Genomic DNA, 24,118 nt, shown 5'->3' with positions numbered 1-24,118 from the left:
TTCGGTGATTGGCTGTCGATGAGGGTGGCGGGGATATGAGTGACAACCAGAGCGATGTTGGTCTATTGGCTTCCTGGCTCGATCAGGCGGGCACCGCCGGGCATGTTCGCCGTCGTCGGCCGGGTGAGGAACGTGGGCTGCGGTTCGCGTTCTATGGGCGGGTGTCGACGGCGGACTTTCAGGAGCGGGCGTCGTCGCGGCGGTGGCAGCGGGATGCGGCTGAGGAACTCGTCGCGGGTCATGGTGTGGTCGTGGCGGAGTTCTTCGACGCGGATCGCAGCCGGCGGTTGCCGTGGGCGGACCGGCCGCAGGCCGCCCAATTGCTGCAATCGCTCGCCGACCCGGACCGGGGGTTCGATGCGGTGGTGGTGGGCGAGTACGAGCGGGCGTTCTTCGGCGATCAGGCGTTGACGGTGCTGCCGTTGCTGGATGCGGCCGGGGTCCGGTTGTGGCTGCCGGAGTCGCACGGCCCTGTCGACCGTCCAGGCGATTCTGGGCAACGCGAAGTACACCGGTCGCCAGGTATGGAACCGTCAGCCTGCGCACCACACCCGCCGCGCCTGCCCGGCCCGTCGAGGATTCAGCGATGGACGGGCGCCGGCGACTGGGTGGTGTCCACCAAGGTGGTGCCTCCGGCGCTGGTGTCGGATGCCGACTTCGTCGCCGTGCAGCGACTCGCCGCGGCTGCCGTTGATGACGGTCCGGTGCATCGCTACGAGTTGGTGGGCCTGCTGCGGTGCGGTCGGGTGCTGGACCCCTGCTGGTCGCACGGGCGTGCGGCGTACCGCTGCCGACACGGTTACACCAGCGCCCGGCCACAGCGCGGCCGCCCGAGAAACCTGTACGTGAGGGAAGACCGGATGCTAGCGATCATCCGCGACCTGCTCGCAACCGTCGAAGTCGAACCTCAGACGAGGATAACGACGATCATTTCCTCTTCTGGAACCACTTCGTGCACTTCCAGATGTTCGACCAGTACGACGCACGCACCGTACTGTCCGCAGTCGAGAAGTGCCGGTACTGCTGGGGCGAGAAGACGGATATTGTCTGGTTCGCCGCCGCTATTCCGGCAAACTCGGACGGTACACAGTCGCTTGGCGACTATGTGTGCCGGTCATTTTACGTCAGTGGCAAGTGTGATCGCGGACGACTTCGGTTCAAGGAAAGCCTCACCCGGAACATCTCCGGCGATGCCGGGTTCGGCATCGCGTGCCATGAGATCGGCCATGCGGTCGGGGCGGAGCACTACCAGGACGGCGGGTGCATGCCGTCGACCATGAGCCTCGACTGGCCGTTCACCAACGTGTTGAGCCCTCATCTCATCGCCCACATCGACGCCCAGTACGGATAGGTGGCCTCAGTGCGAAAATGGATTGCTGTGGCGGCCGCGGTGCTGCTCAGCGGATGTTCGGGTACCACAGCCAGCGACGATTCGGTGGCGGTCGCCGCGTACGAGGCGTCGTCCGTGCCGTTCGACAGCCTCGAGGCCTTCGTCACCGAGCGGCCGGTCATTGCGACCGGGACGGTGATCGCCGTGAACGACATGGCGTACGAGGTGCCGGTCGACCCGGACGCCGAGGGCAACATCCCCGGCGAAGGGCCGGAGATCTACGGGTCGATCTCGTTCAAGCTCGACACCGTCATCAAGGGCGACGTCAAGCCCGGCGCTACGCTCACGATCGTATATATGAGCGGCAAGTGGAACAAGGCCGACAAGAAGGGCGGCCGCCTCGCGTACACCCACGAGAAGCTGGCGAACGTGCAGAAGCCCGACTCGCGGCTCAAGAGCCCGTCCGAACTGGGCGGCACCGCGTTCGCGATCTTCGCGGCGCCGAAGCCGGCCACCCTGCCGGTGAAGGCCGCGGGGCTGTACGTCGCCGGCATCGCCACGGTCGACGCGAGCGGACAGCTCATATTCGCAGGTCCGTCGCCGTTCGTGTCCAAGACGAATACGGCGGTGAAGCTCGACGACGTGAAAGCCGCCCTCGGCTGACGCGCGGGCCGGGCGTGGGTGGCGAACAGCGGTCCGCCACCTGCGCCCGGCTCAGGGCAGCAGTGGTCAATAGCTTCTCCGCGGCTCCGATGGCAGGCCAGCCTATGGTGGCTCTTCGAAGTTGAGCGGGATTCGCGTGTGCCGCCCGCGTCCGGAGGCGCCCCGGTGATGGGGCCCGCGGACGAGCAGGCGCGCTGCTGTCCTGAGTGTGGGACTGCGGCGGTGCGGGTGAAGTGGTGGATTACGACCCGGCCGAGGGATCTGCCGGTCGCCGGCCGGACCGGCCGGTTGCGGTGGCGGAAGCGGCGGTGGTTCTGTGACCTGGCAGGATGGCGGCGGCGGGCGTTCACCGAGCAGGTCGCCCAAGTTCCGGCCCGTGCCCGGCTGACCGCCCGGCTGCGGCAGGCGGCGGGGGGCCGCGGTCGCCGACGCTGGACGCACCGTCGTGCAGGCTGCCCGCGACCATGGCATCTCCTGGCCGGTCGTCGCGGCAGCGTTCACTGCCAACGCCGTTGCGGTGTTGCCGGTCCCCGAACCGCCGCGCCCTCCGGGTCGCCGAGCTGGGCGCGCAGGGTCGGGGTGGTGGTGTTGACGTACGGCCGGCCGGTCCCGGTGACGCAGGGGGTGCTCGGGTCGGTCGCCCGCGTGTCGACGGTCGGGTAGCCGGTGTAGGCGATGGTCAGCGTCGGGTTGTTCGAGAACCGCTTCCAACTGGCACCACCAACCCGCACACTACGCCGCAAGTTCGTGTACAGCCTTTGAGGAACGTTGCACTAGGTGCTGCAGAACGGAGCATGGCCGCTGCGCCGGCCCGCGGCGTCAGGAATCAGGCTGCGCGACGAGACGCCATGTCTGGTGGGAGTTCGGTGCGGCGGGATCGGCCCCCCACTGCTGGATGGGGGTGCCGTCGCCGGCGCCGCCGACGCGGACGTCGAGCAGATAGCGGTTGGTCAGGTTCGATATGGAGTAGCGTCCGCCACCGATCGGCGTGAAGCACCAGGACTGGTTGTAGTTGCCCCAGAAGTACTCCCACTGCTGCATCTGCACGCCGTTCGTCCACGTTCCGTCCGGGTTGTCGAGCGCCTTGCCGGACTTGACGTTGATGAGATGGAAGCAACCCGAGTGTGATTCGACGATACGCCACTGTTGAGCCAGTCCGGTGTTACCGCTGAGCACGATGCCCGCGCCGTCGTCGGCCGCGGCGGCGGCTACGCCCACCCACTTGCCGCTCGTCGCGGCGATCCTGACCACCAGCCCGTCCCGCGGCGTCACAGCGGTATCCGCGGACCGCCTATCCCGTGAGCCGGAGGCGTCCAGTGACTTTGAGTTGCTCGCCGGTACATGTGGTGCCGCCACGGACGACTGCGGACTACCCGGCGGCGGCGTCGCCGCAGCCGGAGCTGCGGCGGATGAGGGCCCGGCCAACAGGGCCGCTCCGGTGTCGTGGACGGCCGGCGACGCCGGGGGTCGCCCGTCCAGGACGTGCACGGTGCCGTAGGGCTGGACGGTGATCGGCGGCGAGAGGTCGTCGTGGCCCTCGTCGATCAGCTTCTCCAGGGCGCGGGGGCGGTCGAGGTTGTATGGCCAGATGCTGCTGTACCGCTCGTCGGCCGGACTGGCCAGCGTTACCTCCCGCTCCGCCAGGAAAGCCTTGAGCCATTCGTGCTCGGTCACCTTGCCGGGCTCGCCGCCGGCGCGCCGACTTGCCCGGTACTGGATCGAGGGGAGGTCGTCGGGGTTCGATGCGTTGCCGTGTTGCAGCAGCGTGTCGTAGATGACCGCGACGCCCAGGGCCGTGGTCAGGCCGAGGTCCTTGGAGATCTTCAAGGCCGGCGAGTAGTACAGGTTCTCCAGGACATCGTCCTGGGCCTGGCGGAATCTGGGATCTTGGCTGGACAGGCGCCATGCGTCGGGCAGTCCGGCCAGCGCGTCAACCTTCGGGCTGTTGTCGTTGCGCAACGTAGTCAGCGTGGCCAGATGGGAGCGGGACAGCATGTTGGGACCGACCCTCGCGGTGTACGTCTGGATCACCTCTATGGCCTCACCGCCGGCCGTCGAGAAGTCCCCTGTGCCCAGCACGTATCCGCGCGCGTCGAACTGGTTGACCACGCGGGCGTACTGCGGAACGAGTGTGTCGTGCATCAGGGCGCTGCGAAGCTGTTCCATGACGGTGCGTTGTTCGGCGGTGATCGTCAGCCCGCCACTGAGCCTGTTCACCGCGAAGAACGCCGCGCCCACCATGATCGCGAGCACGACCGGCAGCAGCAACAGGCGAAACGGAGCACGACGTCGTGCCGCCGGCTGGTCCTGTGTCACTCTGCCTCCCCACCTCTAGTCGATACCCCCAGCGCCGGTCCGGGTCGACAAGATGATGACAGATCGTGGGGGGTGTGTCCCGGGCCCACGTTGCCGCCGCTGCCGCGCACATGGAGGACGGCGACAGGGAACTCGTCGTCATGTGAAAGGCCCGTCACTATCTTCTGCTCGGAGTCAGGACGTATCAGGTCCGGTTCCCGGTCCAGGCCGCTTCGAGGATCGCGGTCAGGCTGGCGGTGTCGGTCGGGCCTGGATGGTTCTGGATCAAGCGGGTGATGCCACCGGCCATCTCCGCGAAGCGCGGGAGGTCGGCGCGTGCCACGCCGATGTCCGCCAAGGTGGTGGGGATGCCGATGTCGGCAAGGAGCCCGTCGAGCCAGGTGAGGAACGTTTCTGCGCCCTCGGCATCCGAGGCGTCGGTCACGTCGAGCCCGCACACCCCGGCGAGGATGGTCAACCGGTCGCCGATGGCATCCCTGGCTGCGTCCAGCGCGTAGGGCAGCAGGAGCCCGACGCCCAGGCCGTGCGGCGTGTGGGTGGCCGCGCCGATGAGGTACTGGAAAGCGTGCGGGGCCGCGTTGCCTGCGTGGGAAAATGCGAGCCCGGCGAGCATGGACCCATAGGACATGTCTGCGCGCGCGTCCGTGTCGCCTCCGTCCCTGACGGCACGGCGCAAGCTGCGGGCGATCCGCTCCGCGGCCAAGAGCGCGTAGTGATCTGTGATCGGGTTGCGGCCGAGGAAGACCTGCTCCACCGGGTCGCGCGGTCCGTGGGCCCGGGGTCGCGCGGTGAAGCTCTCCACCGCGTGACAAAATGCGTCGATGCCGGAGTGGGCGGTGACGGTCGCAGGGCAGGTGTAGGTGAGCTCGGGGTCCACGATGGCGAAGTCGGGCACGATGTGGACGCTGGAGACTCCCACCTTCAGCTCGCGGTCCGGGTCGGTCAACACCGAGACCGGCGTGAGCTCGGAGCCGGTGCCTGACGTCGTCGGGACCGCGACGAGAGGAATCGTCGGCCCCGGCACCTTCGACTCGCCGTAGAAGTCGCGCGGCGTCCCACCGTGGCGCCGGATGACGCCGACGATTTTGGCAAGGTCGATCACCGTGCCTCCCCCGATGGCGAGGATCACGTCGGCGTCCACCTCTGCGGCGACCGAGACGGCCAGGGCGACATCGGCGAGTGGCACGTCCGGAGTCGCGTCGGCAAACATCGCGACGACCTTGACCTTCTCCCGCACGGCGGCCACGATCTCGGCCACGCCCGGCTGCCCCAGAAGAATCCGGTCGGTCACGATGAGGACTCGCGAGCCACACTCGGCCACCACTCGTGGGATGTTCTGCGCGACCCCTTCGCCCACTATCAGCTGGCGTGGTCCGCGGACGGTCTCAAGCATGTCAGTGCCTCTCTGGAACGTCGGCGGCGATGTGCTGGGCGGACGTCCAGGTCACCTGAGAGACCGGGACGGCGTCGGCAAGGTTGGCTGCCCGGGTGGCGCAGGCGCGCGCGCCGGGCTCCCGGACTCGGTTGTGCCCGGGCGCCCTCGGGTCCGTCGCGATGAAGACGTTGCACTTGGTGGGCGGGTCAGTCGGGTCGAGGGTCCCGCGGACATCGTCGCCAACGGCCCGGGTCCCAGCCCACGGGTGGAGGCCGGTCAGGTCATGTGTGCACAGGGCGCGGTGATCCTCGGCGGACACCCGGATCAGCAAGCCGGTCACGGTAGGTCGATCGCCGCGTAGGTGACGTCGAGGTACTCGAGGATGCCCTCGTGCGACCCCTCCTTGCCGATCCCGGACTGTTTCACGCCTCCGAACGGAGCTGACGGGTCCGAGATCAGACCACGGTTGATGCCGAGCATCCCCGTCTGCAGCCCTTCGGTGAACCGGAGCGCCCGCTGGAGGTCACGGGTGAAGACGTATCCGACCAGGCCGTACTCGGTGTCGTTGGCCTTCGCCATCACCTCGTCGTCGGACGTGAACGACATGATCGGCGCCACCGGGCCGAAGATCTCCGCCTTCAGCATCCGCGCGTCTTCGGGCACGTCGACGAGGACCGTAGGCGGGTAGAAGTGGCCCGGCCCATCCGAACGCTCGCCGCCTACCAGGACACGGGCGCCGCGATCGACCGCGTCGGCGACGAGCTCGTCGATCTTGGCGACCGAGGCCTCGTCGATCAACGCCCCGACGTCCACGCCGTCGTCGAGACCGTGGCCCACCGAAAGCGCGCCCATCCGCTCGGCGAAGCGCGCCGTGAACTCCGCGTACACCGGCTCCTCGACGTAGACCCGGTTGGCCGCGATGCAGGACTCCCCGATGTTGCGCATCTTGGCCACCATGGCACCGTTGACCGCGACGTCCAGGTCCGCGTCGGCACACACGATCAAGGCCGCGTTACCGCCCAGTTCCATGGAGGTGCGCAGCACGTTGTCCGCCGCCTGTCGTAGCAGCACGCGCCCGACCTCGGTCGACCCGGTGAACGAGAGCTTGCGGGTCCGACGGTCGGCCAGCAGTGCTGAGACCACCTCGCCGGCACGTTTGGTTGTCACCACGTTGACGACGCCCGGGGGTACGCCGACCTCCTCCATGATGCGGGCCAGGAACAGCATGGTGAGTGGCGTCTGGGCTGCTGGCTTGGTGATCGTCGTGCAGCCCGCCGCCAGCGCAGGAGCGATCTTGCGGGCACCCATGGCCAACGGGAAGTTCCAGGGCGTCACGAAGACGCACGGTCCGACCGGCTTCGGCACGGTGAGGATGCGATATCCACCGGCCGGAGCGGTGTTGTAGCGCCCCTCGACGCGCACCGCCTCCTCGGCGAACCAGCGGAAGAACTCGGCGCCGTAGGTCACCTCCCCGCGGGCCTCGGCGAGCGTCTTGCCCATCTCGAGCGTGATCAGCCGGGCGACCTCCTCGGACCGTTCGGTCAGTGCTCGGTACGTCGCGGTCAACAACTCTGACCGTTTTCGCGGCGGGGTCGCCGCCCACTCCGCCATTGCCATGCTCGCCGCGTCCAGAGCGGCGAGCCCGTCGATGACGTCGGCGTCCGCCACCTCGGCGATGGTCTTGCCGGTGGCCGGGTCCTCGACGGCGAAGGTGGCTCCGCCGGCGGCGTCGCGCCAGGCGTCGCCGATCCGGAGCCGCCGGTGCTCGGGGGCCAGGACGTTCATCGGGTCACTCATTGCGCCGCCTCCTGTGATGTTCTTGGTGATGTCCAGCGTGAGCTCAGCGTTCGCGCCACGCGCGTTGACGAACGGGGCACACGACCTCGTCGGGGCCCAGGTTGCCGAGCGGGTCGAACGTGGCCTTGGCCCTGGCCGCAGGGCGACGCCCCGCGCCACCGATCGCTTTCTCGGGCCGTGGCCGCTTCGGCGGCGTCAGGCCGTGCTCACCGGTGACGGTCCGTCGAGGCTCGATTGCCATGTGCGGGCGCATGTTGACGTCGCCGCGCTACGCGGTTACCTCCCGGCCTCGGACAGCGCCAGCCCGGTGTCCGCATCGAACAGGTGCGCACGGTCCAGGTCGACCGTGACGAGCAGCCGCTCGCCCGGCGTGCCGGTGACGGTGGGCCGGGCCTTGACCTTGAGCATCTCCGTCCCCACTCGGACGTCGACCACCGTCCGGTCACCGAGCGGCTCAAGCCCGTAGAGCTCACCCTCCAACGACGCGTCCCCACGCTGCTCGACGGACAGGTCCTCGGCGCGCACGCCCAGCAGCAGCTGACGACCCTCCTCGGCCGTGGTCCAGCGGGGCCGCGGCAGCGTCCAGCCTTCCGCCCCGACCAGACGATCTCCTTCGGCGTGGCAGGCGAGCAGGCTGATCCGCGGGCTCCCGACGAAGCCTGCGACCCACTGGTTGGCCGGCCGCTCGTACACCTCGGTCGGCGTTCCGACCTGTTGCACCGTCCCCTCCTTGAGGACCGCGACCTGGTCGGCCATGGACAGGGCCTCGACCTGGTCGTTGGTCACGTAGACGAAGGTTGCCCCGAGGCTGCGGTGGATGCGGGTGAGTTCGGTGCGCATCTCGACGCGGAGCTTGAGGTCGAGGTTCGTCAGCGGCTCGTCCATGAGAAACGCGCGCGGGCGACGGACCAGGGCCCGGGCCAGGGCGACACGCTGCATCTCACCGCCCGACAACTGCGCGGGACGGCGCTGCAGCAGGCGTTCGATGTGCAGCAGACTCGACACCTGCTCGACGGCAGCGGCGATCTCGCTCGCAGAACAGCGGCGTGCCCGCAGCGGCGAAGCGATGTTCTCGTACACCGTGTGTCGCGGGTAGAGGGCGTAGTTCTGGAAGACCATGGCCAGGTCCCGTGCGGCCGGTTCGTCACCGGTCGCGTCCCTCCCGTCCAGATGCACCGACCCGGCGTCAAGCTTCTCCAGGCCGGCGATCGCTCGCAGGGTCGTCGTCTTGCCTGCCCCGGAGGGCCCGAGCACGACGAAGAACGAGCCGTCCGGGACGTCCAGCGTCACCCCGTCCAGGGCCTGGACTTCACCGAAGGACTTGCGCAGCCCGTGCACTGCCACGGTTCCCATCAAGCCACCAGCTCTTCCGTGCTTACGTCGTAGACCGTCGGGGTCCCGCCGGAGTGCCGCAGCCCGACCGGTGCGTCAACGGCGAAACGGATTGTCGGTGGCATCCGGACCCGTACGTCGCGCTCGCCGCCGTGGTCGATCACGTAGATGATCTCGTCGCCCAATCCTTCCGCCGCGACAACGCGGGCCGGGACCGAACGGTCCGCCCCTGGTGCTGTGACTTCCAGCGCCTCCGGCCGGACGCCCGCGACCAGGGAACGATCGCGTGGCAGGCCCGGCGGTGGCGTGAGGACCAGTCCGCCCTGACCGCGCAGCATCCCGTCGGCCACCTCCACCTCGATCAGGTTCATCGGCGGGGAGCCGATGAACGCGGCGCAGAACAGGCTCGCGGGACGGTCGTAGACCTCCAGCGGTGTGCCGATCTGCTCGACGCGGCCCTTGTTGAGGATGGCGATCCGGTGACCGAGCGACATCGCCTCGACCTGGTCGTGGGTGACGTAGACCATCGTCGTGCCGAGCTGCCCCTGCAGGTGTTTGATCTCCGTGCGCATGTCCGCTCTCAGTTCCGCGTCCAGGTTGGTGAGCGGTTCGTCCATGAGGAATGCGCGCGGTCGCCGTACGAGGGCACGAGCGAGCGCGACGCGCTGCTGCTCCCCGCCGGACAGCCGGCGCGGTCGCCGGTCCATGAGCGGGCCGAGCCGCATCAGCCGGGCGGCCTCGTCGACCCGCTTGCGGACCTCCGGCTCGGGCAGTCCCTCGGCCCGCAGTGGGAACGCCAGGTTGTCGCGGGTCCTCAGATGCGGGTAGAGCGCGTAGAACTGGAACACCATGGCGATGTCGCGCTCGGCGGGCGGCAGGTCGTTGACCAGTGTGTTGCCGATGCGGATGTCGCCGGTCGTCTGCCGCTCCAGTCCGGCGATGGCCCGCAGCGTGGTCGTCTTGCCGCAACCCGAAGGGCCGAGCATCACGAACAGCTCGCCGTCGCCGATGGACAGGTCCACATGATCAACTGCGACCGTCCCGTCCGGGTAGCGCTTGTGCAGGGCGGTCACCTCGATGCCGGCCATCAGCGTCGCACCGCCCCGAGCGTCACACCGGCGATGAGGTGTTTGCGCACCAGGTAGGCGAAGACGAGCACCGGTAGGGCGAACACCACGGAGGCGGCGGCGACGAGACCCCAGTCGACGGTGGTGCCGCCGATGAGGCCGGCGATGGCGGGTGGGGCCGTCCGCACGTCGTCGCTGGAGGTGAGGAAGATTGCGAACACGAACTCGTTCCAGGAGAAGATGAGGGCGAAGACCGCCGTCGCGGCGATGCCGGGCACGAGCAGGGGCAGGGTGAATTTCCGGAACGCCTGCAGGCGGGTGTAGCCGTCGAGCATGGCGGCGTCCTCGTACTCCGCGGGCACCTCGTCGACGAACCCCTTCATCATCCAGATCGTGAACGGGACGTTGAATGCGGTGTAGATGAGGATCAGGCCGAGCTGAGTGTTGATGAGCCCGACCTGGCGGTACATGAGGAAGATCGGGATCACGACCACCACGGGCGGCATGAAGCGGGTGGACAGGATGAAGAACAGCTGGTCCTTCTTGGCCTTCATGGCGAAGCGTGAGTAGGCCCAGGCCGCCGGGACCCCTAGCACGGTGGCCAGCACCGTGGAGACCCCGGCGACCACGACGGAGCTGAGGAACGAGACCGACAGGCCCGAGCGGCCGTTGCCGGAGGAGACGAACACGTCCTTGAAATGGTCCATGGTGACGGTGAAGTCGAAGAACCTGGCCGGCACGGCGTAGACGTCCCGGTTCTGCTTGATCGACGTCTCGATCATCCACAGCACCGGGAAGAGCATGACGACGGCCAGCACGGTCAGCAGTACGACCTCCAGCACGGCGCGGCCCCGGCCGCCGAAGCGGCGTGTGGGTGGCGTGTGGTCCCGGACCGGACCGGTGGACACGGCCTCGTCGACGGAGACGGCCATCAGTCCTCCTTGAGCTTGTTCAAGTAACGCAGGTAGAACTGCGTGAGGACGATGACGACGAGGACCATGAGGATCCCGTACGCGGAGGCGGTTCCGGTGTTGAAGCCCAGGAACGCCACCTTGTAGACGTGGAACGACAACGTCTCGGTGGACACCCCCGGACCTCCGCTGGTGAGGATGTAGACGAGGTCGAACTGCCGGAAGGCCTCGATGGCCCGGAACAGCACGGCGATGAGCAGCAGCGGCCACACCAGGGGGAGCGTGATGGTGCGGAAGCGGAACCACTCGGACGCCCGGTCGATCGAGGCGGCCTCGTACAGGTACTTGGGGACCGCGGTGAGGCCCGCGAGTGCGATGAGCATGATGAACGGCGTCCATTGCCAGGTGTCGACCACGATCAGGGAGAGCAGTGCCGTGCGCTGCCGGGTGAGCCACTCCACCTGCCCCAGGCCGAGCGAGCCGAGCATGCTGTTGATCACGCCGAACTGCGCGTCGAGCATGAATCGCCAGAACAGCCCGACCACGACCGGCGACAGCATCATCGGAACCAGGAACAGCGTGGTCAGCAGTCCTCGCCCGCGCGTGCGCCGTGAGATCAGGTAGGCGATGGTGAAGCCGAGCACGGTCTGCAGGGCGACGGCGCCGACAACGAAGATCAACGTCGTCAAGGTCCTCTGGTGGACCTGCGGCGACGTGAGGATCGCGGTGTAGTTGCCGAACCCGACGAACTCGGCGGGCCCCCCGCGGGTGGCCGAGTAGTCGGTGAAGGACAGGTACAACGTCCACAGCAACGGGAACACCGACATGCCGAGCAGCAGCAGCAACGCGGGGGAGGTAAAGACCACGGCGAGCCCGCGGTCGCTCAGGCGGGACCGGCCCCGCGCAGGCGGCGTCACGGACGCCACCTGCCCGGAGCCGTCGGTCTTCAGCGGGACGGGGTCACTCACAGCCCGCCGCCGCCCTTGCGGTTGCTGGAGTCGAGCACCTTCTGCTGCTCCTTGGCGATGTCGTTGAGCGCGTCCTTCGGCTGCTTCGCGCCGTTGAGCGCCGCGTTCACGTTGGTGTTCTCGATGTCGACGAGGCGCGCGTACTCGGGCACGTTCCACATGTCCCGCATCCGCGGCACCGAGTCCGCGTACACCTGGTTGAACGGCGAGGCGTTGAGGAACTCGGGCGACTGCAGCGCGTCCGTGCGCGCCGGCACGCCACCGGCCGCGGCCCACTTCTTCTGGATGTCGGCCTGCTCGAACCACTTCATGAAGTTCAGGGCCTCCGCCTGGTTCGGCTTGGCGGAGTAGGCCGAGATGTGCATCCCCATGCCGCCGAGCGGCACCAGGTTCGTCTTCTGCGCCGGCAGGGTGGCGAAGCCGAGCTTGGTGAGGATCTGCTCCCGCGTGGTGCCGAGCGTCGACTGCTTCGGGTCGAGCAGGCCGCCGCTCGCGGCGATCCACTGGAACGCGATGCAGGCCTTGCCCTGGGCGACCGACGCGTTCACCTCGTCGATGAACCAGTTGCCGGATCCCTTGGCGGTCAACGGCTTCATCTTGTTGACCAGGACGTCCATCGCCTCCTGCCCGGCCGGGTCGTTGAGGACGCCGTCGATCTTGCGGTCCTTGGCGTTCCAGAGGTTGCCGCCGTAGACGCCGTTGACCGTGTTGTAGGTGACGGCCGCGGCGTCGGAGCCGTTGGCCTGGTGGAACGCCAACCCGCTGATGCCGGGGTTGTCCGCCTGGCACTTCTCGGCGGCCGAGATCATCTGGTCCCAGGTCTGCGGCGGCTTGTCGCCGATCAGGTCCTTGCGGTAGATCATCGTCCACGTGTCGCCGAGCAGCGGCAGGCCGTACAGGCTGGCGTTTTCGTCGCGCTTACCGGTCTCCGCCTGCGGGAACTGGCCGTAGGCCGCCAGCAGGTACGGATTGTAGGCCTTGACGTCGATGTTCTTGTTGACGAAGTCGGTGATGTCGAGGATGTTGCCGTTCGTCACGGCCTCGCCGATGTGTTGCGAGTCCAGGATCGCGATGTCGAAGTCGGTCTTGCGCGCGGCGAACTGGGTGAACATTGCGTCGTGCCAGTTCGCGTTCGGCACGGTGTTGACCTTGATGGTGACGTTCGGCCGCTCCTTTTTGTACTCCGCGTTTGCGAAGTCTTCCGGCGCGTGGGCGGGGGGCCAGTCAAACCAGATGAAGCTGAGGGTCAGCGGGTCCTGGGTGAGCGTCGGGATGGTTGCCGGTGCCTTGGGGGCGCCCGCCTTCGCGCCGTCGTCCTGGCCGCCGCAAGCCGCCACGGTCGTGGCCAGCAGTAAGGCCACCGTCGCGAGCTGCGTCTTTCGGCCGGGAACGGACAGTCGTCCTGTTCGCTGTTGATATCGCATCCTCTGCCTGCTTTCTGGGGTGGGGTCTTCGGGAGCCTTGCTGCGTGCTTCGCCGAGCAGTTGCTGGGGTGTTCAGGCGTGTTGCCGGGCTGTCGCGAGGCCTTTTCCGCAGACCGGCGTCACGGGTACGCCGCGACGCACCGGGTCTTCATGCAGTCGAGAAGTCCTTCGGTCCTTGCGCGGCCGGCCGGTGGCGAACCGAGCAGGACGTCGAGCATGCTCGTGGGAGCTTCAGGCGATCGAAGTTGAACGCTGGCGGGCAGTTCCACGATGGTGCAGGATGGCTCGCATCCTCCACTTTTCCTATACGATCCGAGTGGGCGTCAGCATGCAGCAGCATTGCGATTGATGTCAACAGGTTCGCGAAGACGCACGAAGGGGACCTCACGTCACGATGGACGACGAAGCGACGATCGCGTGGGGCCACGGGGCCATGACGGGCGGAATGCCGCCGGGAAGATCTCGCGGCCGGCTTGCCGACGAGGTGTACGACACGCTGCTCGGACAGCTGATGTCGTTACGGATCGAGCCTGGCTCCCGCGTCACGATCGACGTCCTGGCGCGAGAGCTGGGGGTCTCGCAGACGCCGATCCGAGACGCTCTGAACCGCATGGAGGCCGAGGGTCTGGTCGTGCGTGTGCCCCATGCCGGCTACCGCATTCCCCCGCAGATCACCCGTCAGCGGTTCGAGGACATGCTCGAGATCCGTCTGCTCCTCGAGCCGGCGGCGGCGCGCAGATCCGCCGAACGCGCATCCCCGGAGCAGGTGGCCGGCCTGCGACGAATGCTGGAGGAGATGGCGGAGCTGGAGCGGGGCGACGGGCCCATGGCCTACGGCACCTTCGGGCTACGCGACGCCGCTTTTCACGATCTCATCGCCCTGAGCGCGGAGAACCAGGTCATCCGCGAAGCGCTCGCTCGCCTGCACACGCACGTGCACCTGTTCCGGCTGCACCACGACATCCAGGTCACTCACCTGGCCATGGCCGAGCACGAAGCAATTCTGGCCGCGGTCGCCGCGCGCGACCCCGACGCCGCCGCCTATGCCATGCGTCGGCACATCCTGCGCTCCGGCGAGCGGTTCCAACGATTGTTCGACGCGGTCAAGGACGCGGATGGAATGGCGGTAGAGGCTTGACGGGCGGGCCGGGCCCGAGGAATGCTGACTCAACCGGATCGGATCGGATTGGATCGCCCGGCCCCAAATGCGAGGAGAAGCAGGTGCCCAGAGCGCTGCTCCTGACCGGCGACGCCGCCGAGGAGCTCGACACCATGTATCCCTACTACCGCGTGCAGGAGGGCGGCTGGGACGTTGACGTCTCGTCACGGACGATGCGTGACGTGCAGCTGGTCATCCACGAGTTCGACCCCAACTCCGACGCCTACGTGGAGAAGAACGGCCGGAAGTTGCCGGTCAACGTGCCCTGGTCCGAGGTCGACGTCGAGCGCTACGACGCCCTCATCATCCCCGGCGGACGTGCCCCCGAGTGGATCCGGGTCGACGCCGACGTCAGGCGCATCACCGAGCACTTCTTCGCGCGCAACCTCCCGATCGCGCTGGTGTGCCACGGCGCGCAGGTGCCGGCGGTGTACGGGCTGCTGAAGGGTCGGAAGACGGCGTGCTTCCCGCCCATCACCGGTGACATGGAGAACGCGGGCGCGACGGTCATCGACGCCCCCGACGTCGTGGACGGCAACCTCGTCTCCTGCCGAGGGTGGCCCGACATGCCGCAATTCGGCAGGGCGATGATGGAGCTGTTCTCGAAGTCCATCGACTCCGCATCGGCATGAGCACCCCTGACCTGCCCCGGTGACGGCACTTCGGACCGTCACGGTCGACGGCTCCCCCGTCCACGTCCTGGAGAGCGGCACGGGGCCCGCGGTGCTGATGCTGCACGGCTCCGGACCCGGCACGACCGGGTCCGGCGCCTGGGCAACGACGGCGCAGGCGCTGGGCACGTCCTGGCACCTGGTGGCTCCTGACCAGGCAGGGTTCGGCCGTACACCAATCCCGGCGGGCTCCAGAGGTGGGCTCCGGCTGTGGACGGAGCAGGCCGCGGGCCTGATGGATGCTCTCGGTGTCGAGCACTACGCCGTGGTGGGTCACTCCATGGGCGGTGCCGTGGCGCTGGCGTTGGCGGCCGCGCGTCCCCGGCAGGTCACCCATGTCGTGGCGGTCTCGACAATGGGCGCCCCCGGGGCGCCGCTGTCCGCCGAGCTCGACGCGATCTGGGCCGCCCCCGCCGGCCCGCTCGGGGCACGAGACATGTTGAGTCGCCTCGTTTACGACCAGGCGCTCGTGACCGAGTCGGCAGTCGATGCCCGTGCGGCCGCGATGCGAGCGGGGGCGGCCGCATTCGCGTCGTTGTTCCCTCCGCCTAGGGCACGTTGGGCCGACGAGCTCGCCCTCTCGGCGCAAACGCTGGCAGGGGTCCGCGCGCCCGTGCTGCTCGTCCACGGCGCCGAGGACCGAGTCACCCCGATCGGGACGGCAGCCCTGCCCCTGCTCGAACATCTGGCCGATGTCCGTCTGTACGTGCTCGGGCGATGCGGGCACGTGCCGGCGATCGAGCACCCGCACGACTTCAGGCGACTTCTGTCGTGCTTCCTTTGCCGGGGACAAGGTCACTAATTCGGGACTTTTGACGAGATAGACAAAAGTCCGTTCGCTCCGAACGTAAGTATTTACATTTCTGGAAGAAGTCTATTACTGTTCGGGCGTAACTTACCTCCCTGGAGAGGTCCGCCATGGTCCTTTCGCCGGTTTTGCCTGATCGTTCTCCGTTGCCTGCACGGCTGCTCTGCCTCCTGTGGGACATGGGTGCCCTGTCCCGGGCGGAGTTGGCCGACCGGCTCGGCGAGCCGGGGGCCCGCCTGTTGGCAGAGATCGACAACCTGATCGCCGACGGCTTGGTGCGCGAGGCCGGCCCGGCGGTCTCCCGGGGCGGTCGGCGGTCGGCTCTCGTCGAGCGCTCAGACGATCTGCGGCTCGGCGCGGTCGACCTCGGCGACTCCTCCATCGATGTAGAGGTGGTCGACGGTCGATTGGAGCCGGTGGGAGCGCACGGCGAGCCGGCCGACATCCGTTGCGGACCCAAGCCGATTCTGCAGCGGGTCAGCGAGATCCTGGCCAAGCTGCGGGCCGGCGGGGCGTACAAGCCATCCCCGCCGGCGGACGTACCCGCCTGACTACCTCCGTTTCGCCAACTCCCCCGCTGCCGAAGGAGGAACAGTGCGTCTCAACCGAACATCGAGGGTGCCTGGTTCCGGCCTGACCCGGCGCGGGCTGCTGGCCGCGTCTGCCGGGCTGGCGGCCGGTGCCGCCGCCATCACGGTCCTGCCCGGGTCCGCATTTGCAAGCAACGGGGTGACCGTGCCTCCGGGTAAGCGCGGCATCCAGCTGTACACGGTGCGGGATGTGATCACCCGCGCGCCGAACGCGGCAACCGGCGTCAACGGCGGCTTCCGGTTCGTCTTCGAACAGCTCGCCGCGATGGGGTACACCCAGGTCGAGTTCGCCGGGTACGCGCAGAGCACGTCGATTCTGGGCCGGCAGATCACCCCGGCCGAGATCCGTCAGCTGATGGACGACAACGGCCTGGTAGCCAACGGCAGCCACATCAGCTTCAGCGACTCCACGATCGAGGCCCAGCTGGATATCGCCGAGACGCTGGGCATGCCACACCTGGGTACTGCGAGTATCCCGACCAACGGCCGGCGCAGGTCCGACTGGGAGCAGGCGGCGGTGAACTTCAACCGCTGGGGCGCGGCGGCCGCCGCTCGTGGCATCAAGCTGTATCAGCACAATCACCACAGCGAGTACAACTTCGTGCTGGACGCCGGTCCGCTGGACGCGAACGGAAACCCGACCGGCTCGACCGGTCTGCGCGGGCTGGAGTATTTCTTCACCCTCGTCGACCCTGAGCTGGTCTGGTTCGAGATGGACATCTACTGGGCGTTCGTCGCGCAGCACCGGTACCAGAAGTACACCGATGCCGGCGGTGTCACCCGGACCAGCATCTTCGACCCGCTGGCTACTGTCTTGCCGATGCCCCACCGGTTTCCGCTGTTCCACGTCAAGGACGGCGCGCCGGCGAACAACGCGGACGGATACAACTTCGTCCCGGTCGGCACCGGTGTCCTGCCGCTGCGGGAGTTCCTCAACGCGGTCCCGCAGAAGGGGTACCACTACCCCAACTATGAGCAGGACAATGCGCCGGGGAATGCGACAACCGCCCCCAACCAATCCCTGGACTCGTCGCGGATCAGCTTCGGCAACATCGCCGGCTGGCGCGGCTAGATAGACCGACTCTCCCGCCCGCCCAGGGCCGCTTCTTCATTGGCGTGCAGAGCGGCCCGGGGCGGGCGAGGGGGACGGCGAAAGCAGAGGAGATCCCATGCACCTCAGACACCCCACCGTCAGACGCAAGGCTACCAGTCTGGTAGGGCTGCTAGCACTGCTCGGTACCGCGGCGGTGGGAGCGACGCTGACCAGCACGACCACGGCAGCGGCCGCTCCCAACCCCAAGGGCATCCAGTACAAGGTCCTCGTGGTGCGCAGCACCCAGGACGCGGTGTCGTCGGCCGGCCTGGCCGCGATCCGGGATGCGGCCAGAACCGGTGTTTTCACGGTCGTGGCGCCCGGGCCCGCTGACATAGGCGACCATTTCACGGAGAAGAAGCTGGAGCAGTACCGCGCGGTCGTGTTCTTGGACACGGGTCTCGCGAGCCCGCTCACGGACGCGCAACGCGCGAACTTCGAGAGCTACTTCCGCAAGGGCGGCGGCTTCGTCGGCGTCGGCTCGGCGGTCGAGACCGACGAGTCCTGGTCGTTCCTGACTGACATCCTGGGGACGCGTGCGTCCGGCAGGACCGACGTGCAATCGGGTGACGTGAAGGTCGCCGACCGCGTCCACGACGCGACCAAGGATCTGCCGCAGCTCTGGTCGCGGACCGACAACTGGTACAACTTCACGAAGAACGTCCGCGGTGTGTCACACGTCCTCGACACCGTCGTCGAGGACCCGTTCGGGCCGCAGCCGCAGGGCGGCAACCTCGACGGGATCGCCGGGGGCACGATGGGCGCCGATCACCCGGTCTCGTGGTGTAAGGACTTCCGGGGCGGCCGCTCGTTCTACACCGGCCTGGGCAACACGGCCGCGAGCTTCGACGCCGACCTCACCAAGCACCTCAAGGGCGCGATCGGCTGGGCCGCAGGCCAGGCCGACCCGGTCTACAGCGATTGCGGCGCGACCGTGCTGGCCAACTACCAGCAGACGAAGATCGGCTCGCCGCCGAACCTGCAGGAGCCGATCGGCTTCGACCAGCTGCCGGACGGCCGCGTTCTGCAGACGGACCGCCTCGGCTCGCTGCGCATGCACGACTCGACCACGGGTGTCACCACGGTCGTCGCCAACTTCGCCGATCCGAGCCTGCCGATGACGCAGCAGATCTACTCCGCGGGCGAGGACGGGCTCTATGGCCCGGCGGTCGACGCCAACTTCGCGACCAACAAGTGGGTCTACCTCTACTACTCGGCGAAGGAGGTCACCGACGTCAAGCTGAGCGACGGATCGGTCGTCACCCAGATCACGCCGAACACCACCCCGCCGAACGTGGCGGCGTCCAAGACCGCGTGGGATCCGTACGTGGGCTATTTCCAGCTCAGCCGCTTCAAGTTCGTCGACGCCACCGACAGCACGCCGGCGCACCTCGACATGGGCTCCGAGCAGCAGATCATGCGCGTGCCGGTCAACCGCCAGGAGTGCTGCCACGTCGCGGGCGACATCGACTTCGACAAGCACGGCAACCTCTGGATGGTCACCGGCGATGACACGCCCGCAGGCGGCATCAACGGCGGCGGCTACGGGCCGTACAACTCGCAGAAGACCGACGAGCAGCAGACCGTGCGCGTCACCAACGCGACGGGCGGCACGTTCACGCTGACCTTCGAGGGCCAGACGACGGAGCCGATCGCGTGGAACGCGGATCGCAATGCGATCGACGCGGCGCTCGAGGCGCTCTCGAACATCGAGGCGGATGAGATCCAGACCAGCGGCGGCCCGGTCAACACGTCGAACGTCAACGTGTTCTTCCGCCGCGGCAAGCAGCAGTCCGATCAGCCGCAGATCACCGCCGACGGCGCCGGCCTGACCGGCACCGCCACGCGGGCGATCGCCACCAACACGGCGCAGGAGGGCGGCTGGTATCAGCGGCTCACCGGTGACTCGCGCCGCAGCGCGCTGAACACCAACGACCTGCGCGGCAAGGTGCTGCGGATCAAGGTCAAGGACGGCAACATCTCCGCCGCCGACGCCAACAAGGTCGACTTCGGCTCCGGCACGGGCGCCTACTCGATCCCGTCGGGCAACCTGTTCCCGCTGGTCGCGGGCGCGCCGCAGGACAAGACGCGGCCGGAGGTCTACGCGATGGGTTTCCGCAACCCGTTCCGGATCCAGGTCGACGAGAACGACGTGGCCTACATCGGCGACTACTCGCCCGACGCCCAGACACCGCAGCGCTCGCACGGCCCGTCGGGCACCGGCCGCTACGAGATCGTGCGCAAGCCGTCCAACTACGGCTGGCCGACGTGCTACAAGCGCGACCTCGCGCACTACGAGTGGAACTTCCACGAGTTCGCGCCCGGCACCACCACCGCGGGCACGCCGCTGAACAACCCGCCTCAGAAGTTCGACTGCGACGGGCCGACGCAGCGCAACGACTCGCTGTGGAACATTGAGGGCGGTCCGACGGTCGAGCCGGGCCTGAGGGACGTCCCGCCGGTCACCGACCCGGACATCTGGTACTCCTACCGCGACAACAACACGAGCGCGCCGCTCGGCACCCCGTGCGAGGCCTCCTACGCGCCGACCCCGGGCCCGATCGCGCCCGGCTCGACGACCGAATGCCCGCGGCTGTTCCCCGAGCTCTACACCGGCGGCGTCGGTCCGCACGGGGTCACGAAGTACCACTACGACCCGGAGAACCCGAACCCTAACAAGTTCCCGCCGTACTACGACGACTCGGTGATCATCAGCGAGTGGACGCAGGACACGCTGCGCGAGGTCAAGCTCGACAAGCAGAACAACCACGTCCAGAAGATCAACAACTTCCTGGATTGCGGCAGCCGTGCGAACGCCCAGGCAGGCAGGTTCCAGTTCGAGTGCGACAACCCGATGGACGTGCAGTTCGGTTCTGACGGCGCGTTCTACATGCTGACCTACGGCAACGGGTTCAACGTCATCAGCCCCGACGCGGGCATGTACAAGTGGGAGTACGTCAAGGGCAAGCGCGCGCCGAAGGCCGTGCTCACCACGAACCGCACCGACGGCTCAACGCCGCTGACCGTGAACTTCTCCAGCGCCGGCTCGCTGGATGAGGATCCCGGCGACTCGATCCGCTACGAGTGGAACTTCGGCGACGGCTCGGCGATCGGGACCGACCCGAACCCGACACACACCTACACGCAGTCCGGCCGCTACACGGCCGTGCTGACCGTGCTCGACTCGTCCGGCAAGCAAACCTCGACCAGCACCGTGATCACCGTGGGCAACACGAGTCCGACGGTGGTCGTCAATACGCCGGTGGAGGGCGGGACGTTCGCGTTCGGCGACGACATCCCGTTCTCGGTCACGGTCACCGACCCCGAGGACGGGACGGTGAATTGCTCCGAGGTGCAGGTGACGTTCGTGCTCGGCCACGACGCGCACGGCCACGCCGAGGAGTCCGTCAACGGCTGCTCGGGCGTGCTCCACACGGACGCCGACGACGCCTCACACGGCGGCAACGTCTCCGGCGTGGTCCAGGCGCGCTACACCGACCACGGCGGTCCGGGCGGCGTCCCACAGCTGACCACGACCGGCCAGCACCAGATCCGCCAGAAGCACCAGGAGGTGGAGTTCGTCGTCAACCAGTCCGGCACCAACACGGCGACCAACACCGACGGCGGCGCCGGCGTGCACCGCGGCAGCCTGGGCGCGGGCGACTGGCTCCAGCTCAACGGCCCATTCAACCTGACCAACATCGATTCGATCACGTTCCGCGTGGCGGACGCGGCGACCGGCCGTACGCCCGGGTCGCCGCTGGCGGCAATCGAGGTCCGTCAGGACTCGATCACCGGGCCGATCCTGACGACGGCCAACCTCGTGTCCACCGGCGGGACGGGAACCTGGACGAGCCAGACGTTCCCGGTCTCGATGTCCGGGACGCATGAGCTGTTCCTGGTGTTCCGCTCGGTCACGGGTGGCGCCACGGGCGGCAACCTGTTCAACCTCAACTGGGCCGAGTTCGTCGGCACGGGCATCGGCACCTAGGCCAACAACGTTCACCGGGTGACCGGCGGCCTTCGGCCGCTGGTCACCCGCGCCGGCGAAGCCGGCGACCGGCGGGGGCAACTCGGCCGCGAAGCACCGTGTGCGGTCGCGCTGCAGCCATCGCAGCGCAAGGTCGGTGCCGATGGTGAACCCGTCGCACTCATCCGCGAGTACCCTACGCACGCCTTCCGCTCCAATTGCGACACTTTTGTTGATACGTATAAAAGTTAGATCGAGACTGCCGCCAACTTTTGTTGCGCGATAGCGTTCTATCGAACGAACGATCACTTTCAAGGTGATCGCTCTCCGGCCTACGCCCCCGGGACGTTTGAGGACAGACGTGTCATCAGCGAGCCGGCCACACCCCGGCCCTTCCGACGGCGATTCCGCCGTTCGCGATGGTCGCCTCGTTCGTGGTCTGCCTCCGCGTCCCACCACGGAAGTGGAAAGGAACCGCATGCCCAACCAACCTCACACCGCGAAAGCTCTGCGATCACACCCATCCGGCCGGACGGCCGGAGACTCCCGCCAACGCCTGGTCCGCTACCTGGTCGCCGCCGCCTTACCGGCCGCGTCCATGTCCGTCGGGTCGCTCGTTCTCGCCGCCCCGGCCTGGGCCGCACCAACCAGCGCGGCGGCCACGCTCACCCCGGCCGTTGCCACCGGCACCAACAGCTGGTATCGGGGTCCGGTCACCCTGAACCTGTCGGCGACCGACGGGGCCGGCGGCGTACAACGTCTGGAATACCGCCTCGGCAACACGGCACCCTTCCAGACCGTGGCGTCCGCGCCCAGCCCGTTCCCCGGCACGCTGAGCGGCTCGGTGGAGATCACCCAGCAGGGCTCCACGACCGTCGGGTACCGCGCCGTCAGCGGTGACGGTTCCGTCGAGTCCACCCGCACCATCACCGTGCGGATCGACACCGTCGCCCCGGTCGTCAGCTGGCCCGGCATCGTCGACGGGCACGTCGGCCACACCGCCACGCTGATCCCGACCCGGACCGACCCCGCGCCCGCCTCCGGCGGCGTCTTCATCCAGAAGATGTGGATCGACCAGACCGAGACGACCCCGCTGCCGGTGAGCACCTCCACCCTGTCCACCGGCGCGCACACGATCAGCGTGATCGCCAGTGACTCGGCCGGAAACGCGGCGCGTTTCGACCAGACGTTCGTGGTGACGACGTCGTTCGCCGAGCTCGGTACGCTGATCGACGGCTTCGCCGGCAGCGGCGCGATCGGCGCCGACCTCGCGGCCGACCTGCACGCCAAGCTGGCGGAGGCGGCGAGCCTCGCGGAGCTGGGCAACACCAACCAGGCGAAGCGGGCCCTCAACCAGTTCGTCGCCGCCGCGCAGGGCGGGACGCAGTCCGGCCAGGTCCGGGACACGCTCGTCGGCGACGCCCGCTACCTGCAGGACCAGCTCGCCGGGAAGCTCCCAGCCGATCCGCCGACCGGCATGACCGTCACGCCGGCCATCGGACCCAACCCGATCGCACCGGCGACGCCGCTCGCGGCCTCGACGAACTTCCCCGGCGCCACCTACCGGGTGCTGTACTTCTCGGCCACCAAGGGCTTCCGGCACGACCACATCGCGGACACCGCCCTGCTCGTCCAGCAGTGGGGCCAGCAGCACGGTTTCGACGTCGACATCTGGGACCCGAGGCTGGCCCCGGCGTCGCTGTCGAGCACGCCGTTCACGTCCGCCGCCGACCTGGCGAAGTACAAGACGATCATCTTCGGCTCGCCGGTGGACGGGACCAACGCCAACAGCGCCCCGGCGGCGGACGCGCTCAACGCCGGCGAGCTGGCGGCGTTCCAGGAGTACGTCCAGGCCGGCGGCGGATTCGTCGGGCTGCACGGCGCGTCCGACGCGATCCACAACGTGCCGTGGTACCGCGACCTGGTCGGTGCCTGGTTCACCAACCACCCGGGCGGCCAGAACGGCGAGGGCACCTGCGGCAGCTGCATCAACGTGCGGGTCAACACCGAGGACTCGACGAACCCGGCCACCGCGCACCTGCCGAAGACCTGGCTCACCATCGACGAGCTGTACAACTTCGACCACAACCCGCGGGCCGAGGTGCACACGCTGCTGAGCCTGGACGAGGAGTCCTATCGGCGCAGCCTCAACAGCGGCAACGCCGCGACCCGCCCGCTGCCGCTGATGGGCGGTGACCACCCGATCGCGTGGTGCCAGGAGTACGACGGCGGCCGCGCGTTCTCGCTCATCCTCGGCCACGACCGCGCGCTGTACTACCGTGAGACGTTCACCAAGATCCTGCTGGCCGGCATCAACTGGACGGCCGGCCAGACCGAGGCGAACTGCTCGACCTTCCGGCAGACCCGCACGCTCATCACCGCGAACTCTGCCGCCGGCACCCTGACGCCGGAGTCCGCCGCGGCCGCCGCGGCGCTGCTCGACGACGCCCAGGCGGCGTACCTGCGGCAGGACTACAACGCCGCGGTCACCTCGCTCAACCAGATCACGGCGATCACCGGCTCTCCCGCCGCCGGCACCACGCAGGCGCGTGACGAGCTCGACCACCAGGCCCGCCAACTTCGGAGCTGGATGTTGTCCCTGAAGAAGTCCTGACCCCGTGGGTCGCCGGCCCACCACGTGGGC

20 protein-coding genes and 1 pseudogene are annotated in these 24,118 nt (G+C 68.2%); 10 read left to right on the top strand and 11 right to left on the bottom strand.

Going from position 1 to position 24,118, the window contains the following annotated elements:
* Positions 1-62: 62 nt before the first annotated feature.
* Positions 63-512, bottom strand: coding sequence for a hypothetical protein (locus ABZS58_RS44330; protein ID WP_354790156.1), 450 nt, complete (start codon positions 510-512; stop codon positions 63-65).
* A 452-nt stretch (positions 513-964) separates the two neighbouring features.
* On the opposite strand from ABZS58_RS44330, the gene ABZS58_RS44325 reads away from it, so the two are divergent.
* From ABZS58_RS44325 to ABZS58_RS44315, 3 genes and pseudogenes are all read left to right on the top strand, one after another.
* Entirely contained in the window at positions 965-1,351 is a 387-nt protein-coding gene (locus ABZS58_RS44325; protein WP_354790154.1) for a hypothetical protein, read from the top strand.
* 9 nt (positions 1,352-1,360) lie between these two features.
* Positions 1,361-1,993, top strand: coding sequence for a hypothetical protein (locus tag ABZS58_RS44320; protein ID WP_354790152.1), 633 nt, complete (start codon positions 1,361-1,363; stop codon positions 1,991-1,993).
* Positions 1,994-2,161: 168 nt separating this feature from the next.
* Positions 2,162-2,254 (top strand): annotated as a pseudogene (locus ABZS58_RS44315) (hypothetical protein); the annotation flags it as partial.
* 236 nt (positions 2,255-2,490) lie between these two features.
* Here the strand turns inward: ABZS58_RS44315 and ABZS58_RS44310 are convergent.
* The 10 genes from ABZS58_RS44310 to ABZS58_RS44265 all read right to left on the bottom strand — a co-directional run bounded on the left by ABZS58_RS44310 (position 2,491) and on the right by ABZS58_RS44265 (position 13,120).
* The gene (locus tag ABZS58_RS44310) at positions 2,491-2,736 is read right to left on the bottom strand and encodes a hypothetical protein (protein ID WP_354790182.1); all 246 of its coding nucleotides are present in this window, start codon (positions 2,734-2,736) and stop codon (positions 2,491-2,493) included.
* 76 nt (positions 2,737-2,812) lie between these two features.
* On the bottom strand, positions 2,813-4,309 hold the full coding sequence (locus tag ABZS58_RS44305; RefSeq protein ID WP_354790150.1) for a chitosanase: 1,497 nt from the start codon (positions 4,307-4,309) through the stop codon (positions 2,813-2,815).
* Positions 4,310-4,493: 184 nt separating this feature from the next.
* A complete protein-coding gene (locus ABZS58_RS44300) occupies positions 4,494-5,702 on the bottom strand; it encodes an iron-containing alcohol dehydrogenase (RefSeq protein ID WP_354790148.1) in 1,209 nt (402 codons plus the stop codon).
* A gap of 318 nt (positions 5,703-6,020) precedes the next feature.
* A complete protein-coding gene (locus ABZS58_RS44295) occupies positions 6,021-7,481 on the bottom strand; it encodes an NAD-dependent succinate-semialdehyde dehydrogenase (protein WP_354790146.1) in 1,461 nt (486 codons plus the stop codon).
* Between the two features lie 43 nt (positions 7,482-7,524).
* Positions 7,525-7,722: a hypothetical protein gene (locus tag ABZS58_RS44290; protein WP_354790144.1), complete on the bottom strand. Its 198-nt coding sequence runs from the start codon at positions 7,720-7,722 to the stop codon at positions 7,525-7,527.
* A gap of 35 nt (positions 7,723-7,757) precedes the next feature.
* On the bottom strand, positions 7,758-8,834 hold the full coding sequence (locus tag ABZS58_RS44285; protein WP_354790142.1) for an ABC transporter ATP-binding protein: 1,077 nt from the start codon (positions 8,832-8,834) through the stop codon (positions 7,758-7,760).
* Positions 8,834-9,901 carry an ABC transporter ATP-binding protein gene (locus ABZS58_RS44280; RefSeq protein WP_354790140.1) on the bottom strand — a complete coding sequence of 356 codons (1,068 nt, stop codon included), beginning with the start codon at positions 9,899-9,901 and terminating at the stop codon, positions 8,834-8,836. The genes ABZS58_RS44285 and ABZS58_RS44280 overlap by 1 nt, the downstream gene beginning before the upstream one ends.
* A complete protein-coding gene (locus ABZS58_RS44275) occupies positions 9,901-10,812 on the bottom strand; it encodes a carbohydrate ABC transporter permease (protein WP_354790138.1) in 912 nt (303 codons plus the stop codon). Before ABZS58_RS44275 ends, ABZS58_RS44280 begins: the two co-directional genes overlap by 1 nt.
* Entirely contained in the window at positions 10,812-11,759 is a 948-nt protein-coding gene (locus ABZS58_RS44270; protein ID WP_354790136.1) for a sugar ABC transporter permease, read from the bottom strand. Before ABZS58_RS44270 ends, ABZS58_RS44275 begins: the two co-directional genes overlap by 1 nt.
* Positions 11,756-13,120: an extracellular solute-binding protein gene (locus tag ABZS58_RS44265; RefSeq protein WP_354790134.1), complete on the bottom strand. Its 1,365-nt coding sequence runs from the start codon at positions 13,118-13,120 to the stop codon at positions 11,756-11,758. Before ABZS58_RS44265 ends, ABZS58_RS44270 begins: the two co-directional genes overlap by 4 nt.
* A 457-nt stretch (positions 13,121-13,577) precedes the next feature.
* On the opposite strand from ABZS58_RS44265, the gene ABZS58_RS44260 reads away from it, so the two are divergent.
* The 7 genes from ABZS58_RS44260 (at position 13,578) to ABZS58_RS44230 (ending at position 24,088) form a co-directional block, all read left to right on the top strand.
* The gene (locus ABZS58_RS44260; protein ID WP_354790132.1) at positions 13,578-14,321 is read left to right on the top strand and encodes a GntR family transcriptional regulator; all 744 of its coding nucleotides are present in this window, start codon (positions 13,578-13,580) and stop codon (positions 14,319-14,321) included.
* Positions 14,322-14,404: 83 nt separating this feature from the next.
* On the top strand, positions 14,405-14,974 hold the full coding sequence (locus tag ABZS58_RS44255; RefSeq protein WP_354790130.1) for a DJ-1/PfpI family protein: 570 nt from the start codon (positions 14,405-14,407) through the stop codon (positions 14,972-14,974).
* Between the two features lie 19 nt (positions 14,975-14,993).
* Entirely contained in the window at positions 14,994-15,815 is an 822-nt protein-coding gene (locus tag ABZS58_RS44250) for an alpha/beta hydrolase (protein WP_354790128.1), read from the top strand.
* A 152-nt stretch (positions 15,816-15,967) separates the two neighbouring features.
* Positions 15,968-16,372, top strand: a complete 405-nt coding sequence (locus ABZS58_RS44245) for a hypothetical protein (protein ID WP_354790127.1) — start codon at positions 15,968-15,970, stop codon at positions 16,370-16,372.
* Between the two features lie 43 nt (positions 16,373-16,415).
* The gene (locus tag ABZS58_RS44240; RefSeq protein WP_354790126.1) at positions 16,416-17,483 is read left to right on the top strand and encodes a sugar phosphate isomerase/epimerase; all 1,068 of its coding nucleotides are present in this window, start codon (positions 16,416-16,418) and stop codon (positions 17,481-17,483) included.
* A gap of 97 nt (positions 17,484-17,580) precedes the next feature.
* Positions 17,581-21,495: a ThuA domain-containing protein gene (locus ABZS58_RS44235; RefSeq protein WP_354790124.1), complete on the top strand. Its 3,915-nt coding sequence runs from the start codon at positions 17,581-17,583 to the stop codon at positions 21,493-21,495.
* Positions 21,496-22,072: 577 nt separating this feature from the next.
* Positions 22,073-24,088: a ThuA domain-containing protein gene (locus ABZS58_RS44230; RefSeq protein ID WP_354790122.1), complete on the top strand. Its 2,016-nt coding sequence runs from the start codon at positions 22,073-22,075 to the stop codon at positions 24,086-24,088.
* The last annotated feature ends 30 nt before the right edge of the window (positions 24,089-24,118 follow it).

It is taken from the genome of Dactylosporangium sp. NPDC005555, from assembly GCF_040605635.1.
In the GTDB taxonomy this organism is placed as follows: Bacteria; Actinomycetota; Actinomycetes; order Mycobacteriales; family Micromonosporaceae; genus Dactylosporangium.
The sequence above is the reverse complement of the archived record's forward strand: the minus strand, read 5'-3'. Positions and strand labels throughout refer to the sequence as shown.